This window comes from Plantibacter sp. VKM Ac-2880, assembly GCF_015351235.1.
Classification (GTDB): Bacteria; Actinomycetota; Actinomycetes; order Actinomycetales; family Microbacteriaceae; genus Plantibacter.
On sequence record NZ_JADKSJ010000001.1, the window covers coordinates 1,182,425 to 1,198,242 of the forward strand.

The window sequence follows — 15,818 nt, forward strand, 5'->3', positions numbered from 1 at the left end:
GGCAGCCTAGGCTGAGGGGATGCGATGGAACGAATGGACGGTGGCCCTCGCCGTCGCCGGGGTCCTCGCGATCGCCGCGGTGCTCATGCTCCTGATCCTCGGGCCTGAAGCGCCGGTCGTGTGGGGGCTCGTATCCGGCGTCATGCTCGCCCTCGTCGTGGCCACCATGGCGTTCGTCAAGCGCGAGCGCTGACCGGCCCTCGTGCGCGAGGATGGACGCCATGACGACGAAGCGCATCCTGTTCATCGGCGGCAGCGGCATCATCTCCTCGGCGTCCGTCGCCAGAGCCGTGTCGCTCGGCCACCACGTGACGGTCCTGAACCGCGGGCTGTCCCACGTCCGCCCGCTCCCCGAGGAGGTCGAACTCCTCCGTGCGGACATCCGCGACACGGACGCCGTCACCGAGGTCCTCGGCTCCCGCGAGTTCGACGTCGTCGCGCAGTTCACGGCCTTCACGCCGGAGCACGTGCAGGCCGACATCGACCGGTTCGCCGGACGCATCGGTCAGTACGTGTTCATCAGCTCCGCCTCGGCGTACCAGAAGCCGCCACAGCGCCTCCCCGTGGTCGAGTCGACCCCGCTCCGCAACCCGTTTTCCCAGTACGCGCGCGACAAGATCTCCTGCGAGGACGTCCTCGTCCACGCCTACCGCGAGCAGGGGTTCCCGGCCACGGTCGTCCGGCCGTCCCACACCTACGACCGCACGCTCATCCCCACCATGGGCCGCCGCACGGACCTCGACCGCATGCGCGCCGGCAAGCCCGTCGTCGTGCACGGCGACGGGACGACCCTCTGGACCATCACGCACACGGACGACTTCGCCGTCGGGTTCGTCGGGCTCCTCGGCCGCCGCGACGTGCTCGGTGAGGCCTTCCACATCACCGGTGACCACGCGCCGAGCTGGAACGACATCACCCGATGGATCGCCGACGCGGCCGGGGTGGAGGCACAGATCGTGCACGTCCCGTCCGACCTCATCGACGAGATCCACCCGGCGCTCGGCCCGACGCTCCTCGGCGACAAGGCGTTCCCGATGATCTTCGACAACACCCGGATCCGGAGCCTCGTGCCCGAGTTCCGCCCGTCGATCCCGTTCTGGGACGGCGCGGCCGAGATGGTCGCGTTCCACGACGCGAACCCGCAGTGGCAGCCGGCCGACCCGGAGCTCGACGCCGCCTTCGACCGGATGGTCGCCGCCACCGGTCACTGAGTCGCCACCGGTCACTGAGTCGCCACCGGTCACTGAGTCGCCACCGGTCACCGAGCCGTCACCGGTCACTGAGCTTGTCGAAGTGCGCCCTTCGACAAGCTCAGGGACCGGGGTGGTCGCTCAGGGACCGAGGTGGTCGAAGCGCGGTCACTGAGCCTGTCGAAGTGCTTCCGCAGCGCGGAGGTCCTTCCGGAGGATCTTGCCGGAGGCCGACTTCGGGATGACGTCGACGACCTCCACCCGGCGGATCTTCTTGTGCGGGGCGACGCGCTCCGCGACCCACGCCATGAGTGCCTCCCCGGTCACGTCCTGCCCGGCCTGCGGGACGATGAAGGCCTTCGGCACCTCCTGGCCGTCCTCGTCGGAGACCCCGATGACGGCGGCGTCGGCGATCGCCGGATGTCCGAGCAGCAACGCTTCGAGCTCCGCGGGCGCCACCTGGTAGCCGTGGTACTTGATGAGCTCCTTCAACCGCTCGATGATGCGAACGGTGCCGTCGCCACGGACGGTCGCGATGTCGCCGGTGTGGAGGAAGCCGTCATCCTCGAGCGTCGCGCGCGTGGCCTCCTCGTTGCCGAGGTACCCGAGCATGACGTTCGGCCCGGCGCACAGCAGCTCGCCGGGTGCGCTCTCCTCGTCCGACCCGGCCGCGGGGTACTCGACCTCCACCCCGGTCTCCGGGTCGACGATCCGGCACCGCATGTTGGGCAGGCTCGTCCCGACGCTGTCGAGGGAGACGCCCTCCGCCTGGAAGGCGATCGCATGACTCACCGGGCTGAGCTCGGTCATGCCGTACCCCTGCCGCAGCCGGCAGTCGAGGCGCTCCTCGACCGCCCGTCCGAGCGTCGCGTCCAACGGTGCTGCACCGGAGAAGATCGTGTGGACGCTCGACAGGTCGAACTCGTCGACGAGTGGATGCTTCGCGAGCGCGACCGCGATCGGCGGGGCGATGAACACGTAGCTGCACCGGAAGTCCTGGATGATCCGGAGGAACTCCGCGAGGTCGAACCGTGGCATGGTGACGAGGGAGGCCCGGCACGCGAGGGCGAGGTTCAGCAGCACCGTCATGCCGTAGATGTGGAAGAACGGGAGGACCGCGAGGATCCGGTCATCTGGCTGCATCCCGAGCTGCGGGATCGACTGCCGCACGTTCGCCACGAGGTTCCGGTGCGACAGCATCACCCCCTTCGGTCGGCCGGTCGTGCCGGACGAGTAGGGCAGCACCGCCACGTGCGTCGCCGGGTCGAAGGACACGTCCGGTGCGGGGAGTCGACGGATGAGGAGATCGCTGAGCGAGGCGTGCCCCTTTGCACCGTCGAGGACGACGACGCGGTCGGAGGGGATGTCGCAGGCGCTCGCCGCAGCCCACGCCTGCGGCAGGAGGGCGGAGACGGTGAACACCATCGTCGCGCCGGCATCACGGAGCTGTGCCTCGATCTCCTCCGCGTTGTAGAGGCCGTTCACCGTCGTCGCCGTCGCTCCGGCACGGAGGATCCCGTGGAACACGGTCGCGAAGGCGGGGATGTTCGGGGCGTGGAGGGCGACGACGTCCCCGATGCCGATCCCGGCCGCCGCGAGGGCACCGGCCAGCGCGTTGATCTGCGAGATGAGCTGCCGGTAACTCGTCTCGGCGCCGGTCGTGCCGTCCCGGAGGGCGACGCGATCGAGGTCGCTCGAGGCGATGCCGCCGAACAGGGTGTCGTAGACGCTCAGATCGGGGATCTCGACGTCGGGATGCGGGCTGGTGAACACGAGTGATCTCCTTCGAACACCGGTGATGGTGGAGTGAGTCTACTCACGCCGGGTGCTCGTTAGGCTGAGACCCGTGAACGCGCCCCGCCCCATCCTCGGTCTCCTGCTCGACGTCGACGGCCCCATCGCCAGTCCCATCACGCGGACGATCAACGTCCCGAGCATCGCTCAGGACCTCGCGACCCTCGCGAACGCCGGCATCCCGATCGCCTTCAACACCGGCCGCAGCGACGCGTTCCTCCGGGCGGTCGTCGTCCCGCCGCTGCTCGCCGCCGGGCTCGACGACGACGTCCGGCTCTACGGCATCTGCGAGAAGGGCGCCGTCTGGTTCGGGTTCTCCGCGGCCGGCGTCGACGAGCTGCAGCTCGACGAGGAGGTGGCGATGCCCGACGGGTACGGGGCCGCCATCGAGCGCCTCGTCGACGAACGGTACGCGGAGACGGTCTTCTTCGACCACACGAAGCGCGCGATGGTCTCCGTCGAACAGCACGTGGAGGTGCCGGCGGCGGACTACGCGGTCGTGCGGAAGCACTTCGACGACGACGCCCGAGCCGAACTCGCCCGTCGCGGGTTCGGGGTCGACCACGCGCCCGGCCGCTACCCCGACGACGCCGGCCTCGTCCAATACCGGATCGACCCGACCATCATCTCCACCGACATCGAGTCGGTGCGGCTCGGGAAGGACCTCGGGGCTCGGCGGGCGCTCGAACTCCTCGAAGCCGACGGCGGTGCGCTTCCGCTCGCCTGGCGGACGGTCGGGGACTCCCGCAGCGACTACGCGATGGCCGACTGGCTCTTCGAACACGGTTACACGGTCGCGCACGTCGACGTGCGGCCCGCCGACGGCGTCCCGGAGAAGCCGTACCCGATCCTGACCCACCCGACGCTCATCCACGACGAGGCCGGCGCGGCCTTCCTGGCCCGGTGGGTCGAGATGGTGCAGGGGACCGCGACGGACGACGCGGACGTGAGCTGACCATGGCCGACGACGGAGACGGCGCACCGAGGGTCCCTCACCACGGCCCGACGACGGAACGTGGTCTCGATCGCGTCGTCAACTTCAGCGACGCCGTCGTCGCGATCGCCATCACGCTCATCATCCTGCCGCTCGTCGACCTGGCGCAGGAGTACGGAGGCGGTCCCGTGGCCGCGTTCCTCGCCGAGAACTGGACGGGGCTGGCCGCGGCCGCCCTGAGCTTCGTCGTCATCGCGAACTTCTGGCGCGACCACCACCGGATCTTCGAGCGGACCGTCGGCTACTCGAAGCGGCTCGTGTCGCTCAACTTCGTCTGGCTGGCCGGCATCGTCTTCCTGCCGCTGCCGACGGTGCTCCTCTTCGACTCCTCGGGGAACGACCGAGGCGCCCCCATGCTGTACATCGCGACGATGCTCGTGTCGATGATCGCGGTGCGACTCCAACAGCTGGTGATCCAGCGGGACGGGCTGCTCAGCGAGGAGGCCGCGGCGATGCCGCCCCGGCCCTGGGCGCTCGTCTGGGCGCCGACCGGGCTCATGCTGCTCGCCTTCATCCTCGCCGCGACGGTGCCGGGGCTCGGCACGCAAGCGCTGTTCCTGCTCCTGCTGTCGATCCCGCTCGGCTGGGTCGGCGGTCGGCGGCACCGCGGCGACTGAGCAGGGGTCAGGTCTGGCAGTGGGGACACCAGTAGGTGTCGCGGAGCGCCGTCGGGTCTGCACCGAGTTTGCCGCGCTGGATCCGGGTCCCGCAGCGCAGACAGCGCTGGCCGTCGCGTCCGTACACCCACGTCTTCCGGCCCGGCCTCGTGTCGCCCGTCGTGACCCGGTTGCGGCGGTCGCGGTTCGCGTTGATGAGGCGGTAGCCGAGCCGGACGGCGCCCGGGAGGTCGACCTCGGCGCTCGGTCTCGTGGGCAGCACGCCGCGGATGAAGCACAGCTCGTTGACGTACTCGTTGCCGAGCCCTGCCAGATTGCGCTGATCGAGGAGCGCGACGTGGATCTCGCGCCCGTCGGCCTCGAGGTTCCGGATGGCGCGAGCCTCGTCCCAATCCGGCCCGAGGAGATCCGGGCCGAGCCAGCCGAACCGCTCCTCGTCCTCGCGGGACGGGAAGACCTCGACGAGGCCGAGCTCGAACCCGACCGTCACCCAGTGCTCGGTCGACACGATCGCGCGCGCCTTCCACGCCGGGCGCCGCCAGTGCTCGCCCGGCTGGTAGACGTGCCACAGCCCCTCCATCTTCAGGTGGGTGTGGAGGGTGTGGTCGCCGATGTGGTGCAGGAGGTGCTTGCCGCGCGGGATGACGTCGTGGACCACCTCGCCGCGGAGGTCGACGGTCGCGAAGGCGGGGACGCGGAGGTCGAAGCCGGAGACGACCTCGCCGGCCAGCGCCTGTCGCAACCGATGCGCGGCCTGGAAGACCGTGTCACCCTCTGGCATGAACCGCTCCGTCCGTTCCGGCTACGGTGCCACCGGCACGGTGTCCGGCGCAACCCGTGGCGGCGACGAGCCACCGCGGTTCAGCCACGCCGAAGCCGCAATCCGCGCGGCGTCTCGACGAATCCGGCCTCGCGCAGGGCGTGGCCCGTCGGCGTGCCGAGGACGAAGGTGCCGTTCACCTGCTCGATCCCGAGCTTCTCGATGCGCCCCGCCGTCACCGTCGACGCGAGAGACCGTGCACCCGCGCGGAGCTGGTCCTCGTCCTCCGTGAACACCAGTGCGGTCTTGCCACCCCGCTCGAGGTAGTATACGGGCGCACCGTCGACGAGGACGATGAGCGCGCCGGCCTTCCGCCCCGGCCGGTGCTTCACGCCGGTGACCTCCTGGCTGGGCCAACCGAGCGCGGCACCGTACGGGTTCGCGGGGTCGGTCGCGGCGAGCGTCACGGCGGCGAGCGGTGGGTCGTCGTCGGTGCGGATGAAGCTCCGCAGGCGGTCCACCGTGCCCGAGGAGGCGAACTGGGCACCCCCGAGGCGCTCCACGAAGTACCCGCGTCGGCAGCGGCCGTTCTCCTCGAACTGCTTCAGCACCCGGTAGGCGAGGGCGAATCCGCCGACGACACCTTCGGCCACCACCGAACCCCGGGTGACGACGCCGTAGCGCTCCAGCAGGGTCTCGCCGGTCGCGACGGCCCGGATGGTGGCGTCCTGCTCGGCGAGCGGCAGGATCGACCACCGGCCGCCGAGGGTCTGGCTCGCGCGCGTGGACATCGATGGGCGCTGCAGGTTGCGTCCGCGGTACAGCTTCGCGCGCGGGGTCTGCCGCTGCACCCGGTGGGCCGAGGTACCGCCTCCGGACCCGACGAGGGTGCGCAGCGGGGAGAAGGTGTCATTGGTCACCAGCCCTGCCCACACGAGTTCCCAGAGGGCGTCGACGAGGAGCTTGTCGTCCGTCGACCCGACCGATTCCGCGAGCTGCCGGAAGAAGTACGCGCCACCCCCGCCGAGCGTCGCGAGCAGCTCCGTCTGCAGGGCGTCCGGCGTGTGCGGGGTGGGCGTCAGTGGCAGGGTGAGCGGCGCCGTGTCGGCGAGATGGAGCGCCACCCAGCCGTCGTTGCCGGGGATGGAGCCGCTGCCCGACCACACGACCTCCCCCGTCGCGGTGAGTTCGTCGAGCATGGCCGGGCTGTAGTCGGCCACCCGCGAGGGCAGGATGAGCGACTCCCAGGCCGAGGCCGGGATGGGCGCGCCGGCGAGCTGGTCGATGACCGTCGCGACGCCGTCGACCCCGCGGAGCGTTCCACCGAGGTGCTGCCACACGGGCAGGAAGCGGGCGAAGGCCTGCTGCTCGACGGGCTCGACCTCGTGGCGGAGCGCGGCGAGCGAGCGGATGCGCAGCTTGCGGAGGACGCCGGCGTCGCACCACTCGGTGGCGTCGGTCGGGCCGCGGTCGGCGTCGTCGCCCGACTGCTGCCGGCCGGCGGGGAGGAACTCGCCCTTGACCACGCGTCCGGCGTCGGCGAGGCGCGCGAGGGTGTGCTGGACGACCGCCGTCCCGAGCCCGAACCGCCTGGCGGCCTGTCCGGTCGTGAACGGGCCGTGGGTGCGGGCGTACCGGGCGAGGAGGTCACCGAGCGGATCGGTGACCGGCTCCGTGAACGCCACCGGTACGCCGATGGGCAAGGGCGTTCCGAGGGCGTCGCGGAGACGGCCGGCGTCCTCGATGGCGGCGAAGCGTTCCTCCCCGGCTATCGGGACGCGGATGACGCGCTTCGTGCGTTCGAGCTCCGCGACGGCTGCGGCGGAGCGCGCCGGGTCGGGGACCCAGGCGTCCGGGTCGTCACCGCGGCTCGCCTCGCCGTCGGTCGACACGGCGACCCCGTCGAACGTCGTGCGGGCCGCGATCTCGTCCACGGTGAGCGGACCGAGCATGCGCAGCGCGTCGGCGACCCCCTCGACCCCCTTGAGTCGTCGCTCCGGGTCGAGTCGTTGCAGTTCGAGGGCGGTCTGTTCGATGACACCGGGGTCGAGGAGTTCGCGGAGCTCCACCCGCCCGAGCAACTCGCCGAGCATCGTGCTGTCGACCGCGAGAGCCGCAGCCCGGCGCTCGGCGAGCGGGCTGTCGCCCTCGTACATGAACGCGCCGACGTAGCCGAAGAGCAGGGACCGGGCGTAGGGCGACGGCTGATCGGTCGTGGTCTCGACGATGCGGATCGCGCGTGACTGCAGCTCGCGCGCGAGCTGGTCGAGGGCCGGGAGGTCGTAGACGTCCTGCAGGCACTCGCGCAGCGTCTCGAGGATGATCGGGAAGGTCGGGTACTGCTTGGCGACCTCGAGCAGCTGAGCCGAGCGCTGGCGTTGCTGCCAGAGGGGCGAGCGCTTCTGCGGCGAGTAGTTGGGGAGCAGGAGGGCACGCGCGGCGCACTCGCGGAACCGGGAGGCGAACAGGGCGGACCCGCCGACCTCCTGCGTCACGAGGGCGTCGAGCTCCTCCGGTTCGAAGACGAAGAGTTCGGCTCCCGGCGGCTCGCTCTCGGTGTCGGGCAATCGGACGATGATGCCGTCGTCACTCGCCACCGCCGAGCCGTCGACGCCGAGCCGCTCCTGCACCCGGGCACCGACCGCGAGCGCCCATGGCGCGTGCACGCGGAGCCCGTAGGGGGAGTGGAGGATGACCCGCCAGTCGCCGAGTTCGTCGCGCGAGCGCTCGACGACGAGCGTGGTGTCGTTCGGGACGACGCCCGTCGCTTCGCGTTGTTCACGGACGTAGGCGACGAGGTTGCTGATGGCCCGTTCGTCGAGTCCCGCAGCCTCCAGGCGTGGGGTCGACCCGGTTCCCGTGGTGTCGAGCTCGCGGACGAACGCGCCGATGGCACGACCGAGTTCGGCGGGTCGGCCGATGCCGTCGCCCTTCCAGAACGGCAGCCGCCCCGGCTGGCCGAACGCGGGGGTCACGAGCACGCGGTCGTGGGTGATCTCCTGGATGCGCCAGCTCGTCGCACCGAGGGCGAAGACGTCGCCGACGCGGGACTCGTAGACCATCTCCTCGTCGAGCTCGCCGACGCGGGCCCCGGCACCGGACTCGCCGACCATGAACACGCCGAAGAGGCCGCGGTCCGGAATGGTGCCACCGCTCGTGACCGCGAGGCGCTGGGCCCCCGGCCGACCCGTCAGGACCCCGGCGTCACGATCCCAGACGATGCGCGGGCGCAGCTCGGCGAAGGCGTCGGAGGGGTAGCGGCCGGCCAGGAGGTCGAGCGTCGCCTCGAAGGCCGAACGGGGCAAGGAGGCGAACGGAGCACTGCGCTTGACGGTCTCGAACCAGTCCTCCACGCCGAGCTCGTCGAGTGCGACCGCCGCGACCGTCTGCTGCGCGAGGATGTCGAGCGGGTTCGACGGGACCTCGATCGCCTCGATGAGCCCGGCCTCCATCCGCTCCGTCGCGACCGTGGTGCTGATGAGGTCGGCCCGGTGCTTCGGGAACAGGACACCCCGCGAGACCTCGCCCACCTGGTGGCCGGCGCGTCCGACGCGCTGCAGGCCGCTGGCGACGCTCGGCGGGGACTCCACCTGGATGACGAGGTCGACCTCGCCCATGTCGATGCCGAGCTCGAGGCTGGAGGTCGCGACGACGCACCGCAGCCGACCGGATTTGAGGTCCTCCTCGATGCCGGCGCGCTGCTCCTTCGAGACGGAGCCGTGGTGGGCTCGGGCGAGCAGCGGGATGTCGTCGTCGCTCGCCTCCGTGGCGGGGCGGGCCGCTGCGGCCGCCACGCTCGCCGAGCCGCGGGTCTGGCCGCTCTGCGCCATGAGCTGGGCGGGCGGGCGCCCGGCGCCCGGCGTCACGAGGGCGCTCTCGCTGAGCCGGGCCTCGTTGATCTCGTTGAGTCGTGCGGTGAGGCGCTCGGCGAGCCGCCGCGAGTTGGCGAAGACGATCGTGGAGCGGTGCGCGAGCACGCGGTCGACGATGGCCTCCTCGACGTGCGGCCAGATGCTGCCCACGCGGTCCTCGCCACCGCCGTCGCTGTTCGGGGTGTAGCCGGTGAAGCCGCCGCCACTGCCGTCGTCGTCTGGCTCGCCCGGTGTCCGCATGCCGGCGTCGGGGTCGGTCATGTCGTCGACGGGGACCACGACCCGGAGGTCGAAGGTCTTCGCCGCCGGCGGCGAGACGATCTCCACCGGAGCCCGGCCGCCGAGGAACCGCGCGACCTCCTCGGCGGGGCGCACGGTGGCCGAGAGCCCGATGCGCTGCACGGGCTTGTCGAGCATGGCGTCGAGCCGCTCCAGCGAGACCGCGAGATGCGCGCCGCGCTTCGTCGAGGCGACGGCGTGGATCTCGTCGATGATGACGGTGTCGACCGTGCGGAGGGTCTCCCGGGCCGCGCTCGTGAGCATGAGGAACAGGGACTCGGGCGTGGTGATGAGGATGTCGGGCGGCTCTTTGGCCATGGCCCGGCGGTCGGCCGACGGGGTGTCGCCGGAGCGGACCCCGACGCTGATCGTCGGCGGTTCGGTGCCGAGGCGTCGTGCCGCCTGGGCGATGCCCACGAGCGGGGTGCGGAGGTTGCGCTCGACGTCGACCCCGAGCGCCTTCAGCGGGGAGATGTAGAGGACGCGGGTGCCGCGCGAGCGGTCGCGCTGGGCGGCAGCAGCCTCCGCCTCGTCGGCCTCGAGCCCGCTGAGCGGCACGCCCGTCCGCCGCTTCGCCCCGTGTTCCGCGATCGCCTCGGACAGCAGGCGGTCGATCGACCACAGGAAGGCCGACAGGGTCTTGCCCGACCCGGTCGGCGCGACGACGAGGGCGTTGGCACCCCGCGAGATCGCCTCCCACGCACCCGCCTGAGCCGGCGTTGGCGCGACGAACGCCCCCTCGAACCAGTCGCGCGTGGCGGGGGAGAAGCGCTCGAGCACCTCGGTCATGGGTTCCATCATCCAGCACACCACCGACACCGCGACCTGCGTCGCGTCCGGTGGGCGGGGCCCCTATGATCGCGGGATCGACCGGGGGACGCCGCGTCGAACCGCCGCCCGCCTGGATCGCCGTTCGGCTCCATGCGGTATGAAGGAGCTATGAGCGTTCGCACCCCAGATCCCAACCCGGAACCCGATCTCCCCGGCAATTCCAATCCGGGCTGGCTGTCGGACGTCGAACTCGAGGAGATCCGACGCCGCCTCCCGCTGCTCTATGTGGAGGCCGTGCCCGTCCGGGTCGACGGCTTCGGCGTCGTGACCGAGGTCGGAGTGTTGCTGCGGGCCACCGCCCTCGGCGAGATGACGCGCACGCTCGTCTCCGGTCGTGTCATGTACGGCGAGACCATCCGCGACGCGCTCTTCCGCCACCTCGAGAAGGACCTCGGTCCCATGGCGTTCCCGCTGCTCCCGGCGTCGCCCGTGCCGTTCCAGGTGGCCGAGTACTTCCCGCTCCCCGGGCTCTCGCCGTACTCCGACGACCGGCAGCACGCCGTCGCGCTCGCGTACGTCGTGCCGGTGACGGGGACGTGCGAGCCGCGTCAGGACGCCCTCGAGCTCACCTGGATGACCCCCGAGGCGGCGTCGTCCGATGCGATCGCCGCCGAGATGGAGGGCGGCCGCGGCGCCCTGCTGCGCGCGGCCCTCGCCTCCGTCGGCCGGCTGCGCTAGCCCTTCGACAGGCTCAGGGACCGGGGCCGGCTCAGGGACCGGGGCCGGCTCAGGGCCGGGCGGGGTCAGCGGGTGAGGCGGACCTCGTCGATGGTCTCGCCGAGGAACGGCTCGGTGCGCGCCGCGCCGTCGGCGTGGAACCCGTTGCGCTCGTAGAAACGGTGCGCGCGCGGGTTGTCCGCCGCGACCCACAGGTAGGCGGGCTGGCCGTCGGGGATCGCGGCGTCGAAGAGCTGCTGCCCGATGCCCGTGCCGTGCCAGGCGTCGAGCAGGTAGATGAAGTACAGCTCGCGTTCGCGCGGCATGTCCTCGTCGCGGCCGGGGCCTGAACCCGAGAACCCGACGATCTCGCCGTCGACGAGCGCGGCGAAGTGCGTGTATTCGGGACCCTGCGCGGCCCAGTGGGTCCACAGCTCGGCCATGCGGCGAGGGGAGAGGTTCGCGAGGGTGGCGGAGCTGATCAGGTGGTCGTAGGTCTCGTGCCAGGCGGTGGCGTGCACGCGCCCCAAGGACTCGGCGTCGACGTCTCGGATCGGGCGGACGACTGCGGTGGCGTTCATGGTGGAACCGTATCCCGACAGCACCCGTCCGGCGAAATCGGGGCCATGGGAACGGCGAAGCGCCGCCCACCCGGAGGTGGACGGCGCTTCGATCGAGCGGGTCGCCGCTAGTTGCTGCTGGACGCGCGACGGTTCGTGCGCGGACGCGAGGACTCCGCCGGAGCGCCCGAGTTCGCGGCGTAGCCGGTGCTGTAGTGGGTCCGGCTGCCACCGGTGGCTGCACCGGCACCGGCGCGGGCGCCACCGGAACGGCCGGCGCCGGAGCGCTGACCACCCTGGCCACCCTGACCGCCGGCGGGACGACCGCCACGACGACCGCCGCCGCCCTGGCCGCCCTCACGGGGTGCGCCGTCGCGGCTCGCGCCGGCACGGGCGCCATCGCGGTCGCGGTGACCGTTGCCGAGGCCGTTGCCGTCGCGCGCGGCGCGCTTGCGCTGCGCGTTGGCGCCCTGCGAGCGACCACCGCCGCCACCACCCTGCGGCTGCACGGCTGCGCGGGGCGCCGGCTTCACGTAGGCGGCGACGTCGCCGATGAGCTCGAGGACCGCCGGGGAGGTCGCGGTGACCGCCTGCGGGGTGACGTTGATCTCGGCCTTGCGGAGGAGCTTCTTCAGGTCGTCCATCTGGCCGGGGATCGCGAGGGTGACGACGTCACCGGCGCTGCCCGCACGAGCGGTGCGGCCCGAGCGGTGCAGGTACGCCTTGTGCTCGGTCGGCGGGTCGACGTGGATGACGAGCTCGACGTCGTCGACGTGCACACCACGGGCGGCGACGTCGGTGGCGACGAGGACCTTGGCGGTCCCGGCGCTGAACGCGGCGAGGTTGCGGTCGCGAGCCACCTGCGAGAGGTTGCCGTGCAGGTCGACGGCGGGGATGCCGGAGTCGGTGAGCTGCTTCGCGAGCTTCTTCGCGTGGTGCTTCGTGCGCATGAAGAGGATGCGACGGCCGCTGCCGGAGGCGAGGGCCTGGATCAGGTCCTTCTTCGACTCGACCGAGGGGGTCGTGAAGACGTGGTGCGTCATGGCGGCGACGGGCGAGTTCGCCTCGTCCACCGAGTGGAGCACCTCGTTCTGGAGGAACTTGCGGACGAGCTTGTCCACGCCGTTGTCGAGCGTCGCCGAGAACAGCAGACGCTGTCCGCCGCGAGGCGTCTTGTCGAGGATGCGCGTGACGACCGGCAGGAAGCCGAGGTCGGCCATGTGGTCGGCCTCGTCGAGGACGGTGATCTCCACGGCGTCGAGGTTGACGAAGCCCTGCTTCATGAGGTCTTCGAGGCGGCCGGGGCAGGCGATGACGATGTCGACGCCGGCGCGGAGGGCCTCTTCCTGACGCTTCTGGGAGACGCCGCCGAAGATCGTGGTGGTCTTCAGGGAGTAGGCGTCGGCGAGCGGCTGCATGACCGCCGCGATCTGGGTGGCGAGTTCACGCGTCGGCGCGAGGACCAGCCCGAGCGGGCGACCCGGGCGACGCTTGCCGCCGGCGAGTGCGCCGCCGAGCCGGGCGACCATCGGGATGCTGAACGCGAGGGTCTTGCCGGAGCCGGTCTTGCCGCGGCCGAGGACGTCGCGTCCGCCGAGGGTGTCGGGGAGCGTGTCGATCTGGATGGGGAACGCGCTCGTCTTGCCGTCCTTCGCGAGGGAGGCGACGAGTGGTGCCGGGACGCCGAGGGCGTCGAAGGTGATGGGTGCTGCTTCGGTCATGGGTGTGTGTCTCTTTCAGGCACGGCCACGAGCTTCGATGACGGCTGCCGGGCGCACAAGTGCTGCAGTGGCGGGCACGGCCGTCGTGATTCCTCACGGGCTGCATCGCCCACGCGAGTGATCGCATGGGTGATACGGCGTGCTTCCGTCGGCGTCGTCGCTGGTGGGAGGTGGCGAAGGCGCAGGGTCGCGCATCCGTTCGCCGTATGAAGTGTCATCGACCCTGGCATGCACCGCTGGGATGCCATGTAGGGGAGAGAGGGAGCGTTCTACGACGCAAGCGAACCCCGCACCGGATGGTGCGATCGAACGCAAGTGGTCCAACCCTAGCGCATGAGGCTCCGCACTCGCTGAGTGGCGCTCGTTACGGCGGTGTTTCCATCTCCTGGGATCGGTCGTCGGTGCTTGACAGTCCGCTGGACCGGGTGAGTAATGTGTCACCCACCACAAACCGGTATCGGTGTACTGTGTCACACGGTACAGAAAGGCCTGTCGCCCATGAGCTTCGACGAAGACGCCCGAACAGCGAGCGCCGCCGTGCGCGCGGACCGCGAGGCAGGTGCCGTCCACCCCGTCGCCGGACACCGTGTCCCCGTGGCCGCCGGACGGGTCCGGTTGGGCGAGGGTGAACTCGGGGCGTGGCAGCGGCGGAACCGCCGGGCGACCGCACCGCACGCGATCGAGCAGCTCCGGCTCGCCGGCAACCTCGACAACCTCGCGAGGGTCGCCGATCCGGAGAACGGGACGGGCGCTTTCCGAGGCCGTTACCCGTTCCTCGACACCGACGTGTTCAAGACCCTCGAGGGGCTCGCCTACCTCCTCGCGGAAGACGGCACCGAGGACGACGTCACCCGCACGGTCCGCGACTTCTACGAGGAGGCCGTCGCCGTCATCCAGGCGGCCCAGCGTGAGGACGGCTACCTCAACTCCTACTTCCAGGCGCCCGAGATCGACAAGGAGCCGTGGGAGGACCTGGCCTGGGGGCACGAGCTGTACAACCTCGGCCACCTCATCCAGGCCGCCGTGGCCGCGCAGCGACGGCTCGGCGACGGGCGACTGTTGGACGTCGCGCGGGCGTTCGCCGATCTCGCCGTCCGGCGGTTCGGCCCGGACGGAGACCCACAGGTGTGCGGGCATCCCGAGGTGGAGATGGCGCTCGTCGAGCTGTTCCGTGAGACGGGCGAGCGGTCCTACCTCGAGCTGGCGTCCGCCTTCGTCGACCGTCGCGGCCACGGCACCGTGGAACTCCGGGTCTTCCCGGCGGAATACTTCCAGGACTCGGCGCCGCTCCGCGAGCTGGACTCCGTGACCGGCCACGCCGTGCGGATGGCCTACCTGGCCGCCGGTGCTGCGGACGTCGCGCTCGAACAGGGCGACGACGGCCTCCTCGCGGCCCTGCAGCGTCTCTGGGACGACATGGTCGAGACGAAGCTCTACTTCACCGGCGGGCTCGGGAGCCGCCACTCCGACGAGGCGATCGGCGACCGCTACGAGCTCCCCTCCGAGCGGTCCTACAGCGAGACCTGCGCCGCCATCGCGGTCATGCAGTGGTCCTGGCGGATGTACCTCGCGACGGGTTCGGCAGCCGTGCTCGACACGTTCGAGACGGTCCTCTACAACGCCTACGCCGCCGGACTCTCGGCCGACGGCAGGGCCTTCTTCTACGACAACCCGCTGCAGCGCCGCCCGGACCACCTCCAGCGCTCCGGAGCGGAGCCCGACGGTGGACTGCTCCGTCGCAGCTGGTTCGGCTGCCCGTGCTGCCCGCCGAACATCGTGCGCTGGACCGCCGAGCTCCAGGACCACCTCGCCGTGGTCACCCCGGCGGGGGTCGAGCTCGCCCAGTACACGGCGGCGACCATCGAGACCGAGCGCTTCAGCTGCACGGTCGACACCGCGTACCCGTGGGACGGCTCGGTCGTCGTCACGGTCGACGCCGCCGACGACGCCGAGGTCGAGCTCGCCTTGCGCGTGCCCGGCTGGGCGGCGGACGCCACGGTCCGCATCGCCGGGGAGACCGTGGACGCCCGACCGGTCGACGGCTGGATGCGCCTCACCCGCCAGTGGACGGCGGGCGAGCGGGTCGAACTCGACCTCCCCATGCCGGTCAGGGCGCACGGTGCGCACCCCTCGGTCGACGCCCTCCGCGGAGCGCTGGCGTTCGCCCGCGGGCCGGTCGTCTACTGCGCCGAGCAGGAGGACGGCACGACCGACCTCGACCTGCTCCGCCTCTCGCCCGCGGACGCCGATCGCGCCGTCGTCGAGCACCGCCGCATCCTCGAGACCGAGCGGATCGACGCGGTCGCGCTCCTCCTCCCGGCCATGGCGGACGCTCCGGCACCCGCCGTGCTCTACCCGGCGCTCACCGGCGGCCCGACGGCCGACGGAGCGACACCTCCGCCCGCCGAGCCGATGCGTGAGACCACCGCCACCCTCATCCCCTACGCCCTGTGGGGCAACCGCGGACCAGGCGCCATGCGCGTGTGGTTCCGCGCCCGCTGAGCCCCCCCCGACCCGTTCCCCTCGCACCGCTCCACCCTCTC

General features: G+C 71.5%; 11 protein-coding genes. 6 read left to right on the top strand and 5 right to left on the bottom strand.

Translation table 11 applies throughout. The features are described 5' to 3' along the window. Window positions 1-19 precede the first annotated feature (19 nt). Together ITJ57_RS05775 and ITJ57_RS05780 are read left to right on the top strand one after the other, a co-directional pair. Window positions 20-193: a hypothetical protein gene (locus ITJ57_RS05775; RefSeq protein WP_194669252.1), complete on the top strand. Its 174-nt coding sequence runs from the start codon at window positions 20-22 to the stop codon at window positions 191-193. Between the two features lie 28 nt (window positions 194-221). Next, on the top strand, window positions 222-1,211 hold the full coding sequence (locus tag ITJ57_RS05780; protein ID WP_194669253.1) for an SDR family oxidoreductase: 990 nt from the start codon (window positions 222-224) through the stop codon (window positions 1,209-1,211). Window positions 1,212-1,358: 147 nt separating this feature from the next. Here the strand turns inward: ITJ57_RS05780 and ITJ57_RS05785 are convergent, their stop codons facing one another. Continuing rightward, window positions 1,359-2,963 (bottom strand): AMP-binding protein, encoded by a 1,605-nt coding sequence (locus ITJ57_RS05785; protein WP_370582218.1) that lies wholly within the window; start codon window positions 2,961-2,963, stop codon window positions 1,359-1,361. A 73-nt stretch (window positions 2,964-3,036) separates the two neighbouring features. On the opposite strand from ITJ57_RS05785, the gene ITJ57_RS05790 reads away from it, so the two are divergent. Next, on the top strand, window positions 3,037-3,939 hold the full coding sequence (locus ITJ57_RS05790; protein WP_194669254.1) for a hypothetical protein: 903 nt from the start codon (window positions 3,037-3,039) through the stop codon (window positions 3,937-3,939). 2 nt (window positions 3,940-3,941) lie between these two features. Further along, window positions 3,942-4,595 carry a TMEM175 family protein gene (locus ITJ57_RS05795; protein WP_194669255.1) on the top strand — a complete coding sequence of 218 codons (654 nt, stop codon included), beginning with the start codon at window positions 3,942-3,944 and terminating at the stop codon, window positions 4,593-4,595. A 7-nt stretch (window positions 4,596-4,602) separates the two neighbouring features. On the opposite strand, the gene ITJ57_RS05800 is transcribed toward ITJ57_RS05795, so the two are convergent. Next, on the bottom strand, window positions 4,603-5,376 hold the full coding sequence (locus ITJ57_RS05800) for an Fpg/Nei family DNA glycosylase (protein ID WP_194669256.1): 774 nt from the start codon (window positions 5,374-5,376) through the stop codon (window positions 4,603-4,605). An 80-nt stretch (window positions 5,377-5,456) separates the two neighbouring features. Next, on the bottom strand, window positions 5,457-10,295 hold the full coding sequence (locus ITJ57_RS05805; protein WP_194669257.1) for an ATP-dependent helicase: 4,839 nt from the start codon (window positions 10,293-10,295) through the stop codon (window positions 5,457-5,459). Window positions 10,296-10,445: 150 nt separating this feature from the next. Here ITJ57_RS05805 and ITJ57_RS05810 point away from each other — a divergent pair, with 150 nt between their 5' ends. Then, complete coding sequence (locus ITJ57_RS05810) at window positions 10,446-11,015, top strand: NUDIX hydrolase family protein (RefSeq protein WP_056008317.1); 570 nt, start codon at window positions 10,446-10,448, stop codon at window positions 11,013-11,015. A 65-nt stretch (window positions 11,016-11,080) separates the two neighbouring features. Here ITJ57_RS05810 and ITJ57_RS05815 read toward each other — a convergent pair whose 3' ends face one another. Further along, window positions 11,081-11,575: a GNAT family N-acetyltransferase gene (locus tag ITJ57_RS05815; RefSeq protein ID WP_194669258.1), complete on the bottom strand. Its 495-nt coding sequence runs from the start codon at window positions 11,573-11,575 to the stop codon at window positions 11,081-11,083. Window positions 11,576-11,682: 107 nt separating this feature from the next. Continuing rightward, on the bottom strand, window positions 11,683-13,275 hold the full coding sequence (locus tag ITJ57_RS05820) for a DEAD/DEAH box helicase (RefSeq protein WP_194669259.1): 1,593 nt from the start codon (window positions 13,273-13,275) through the stop codon (window positions 11,683-11,685). A gap of 498 nt (window positions 13,276-13,773) precedes the next feature. Here ITJ57_RS05820 and ITJ57_RS05825 point away from each other — a divergent pair, with 498 nt between their 5' ends. Next, window positions 13,774-15,777, top strand: a complete 2,004-nt coding sequence (locus tag ITJ57_RS05825; RefSeq protein ID WP_194669260.1) for a glycoside hydrolase family 127 protein — start codon at window positions 13,774-13,776, stop codon at window positions 15,775-15,777. Window positions 15,778-15,818: the final 41 nt, after the last annotated feature.

Coding starts and splice junctions, on each gene's coding strand:
- ITJ57_RS05775 (WP_194669252.1), top strand. CDS start 20: ATGCGATGGAACGAATGGACGGTGGCCCTCGCCGTCGCCGGGGTCCTC.
- ITJ57_RS05780 (WP_194669253.1), top strand. CDS start 222: ATGACGACGAAGCGCATCCTGTTCATCGGCGGCAGCGGCATCATCTCC.
- ITJ57_RS05795 (WP_194669255.1), top strand. CDS start 3,942: ATGGCCGACGACGGAGACGGCGCACCGAGGGTCCCTCACCACGGCCCG.
- ITJ57_RS05800 (WP_194669256.1), bottom strand. CDS start 5,376: ATGCCAGAGGGTGACACGGTCTTCCAGGCCGCGCATCGGTTGCGACAG.
- ITJ57_RS05805 (WP_194669257.1), bottom strand. CDS start 10,295: ATGACCGAGGTGCTCGAGCGCTTCTCCCCCGCCACGCGCGACTGGTTC.
- ITJ57_RS05810 (WP_056008317.1), top strand. CDS start 10,446: ATGAGCGTTCGCACCCCAGATCCCAACCCGGAACCCGATCTCCCCGGC.
- ITJ57_RS05815 (WP_194669258.1), bottom strand. CDS start 11,575: ATGAACGCCACCGCAGTCGTCCGCCCGATCCGAGACGTCGACGCCGAG.
- ITJ57_RS05820 (WP_194669259.1), bottom strand. CDS start 13,275: ATGACCGAAGCAGCACCCATCACCTTCGACGCCCTCGGCGTCCCGGCA.
- ITJ57_RS05825 (WP_194669260.1), top strand. CDS start 13,774: ATGAGCTTCGACGAAGACGCCCGAACAGCGAGCGCCGCCGTGCGCGCG.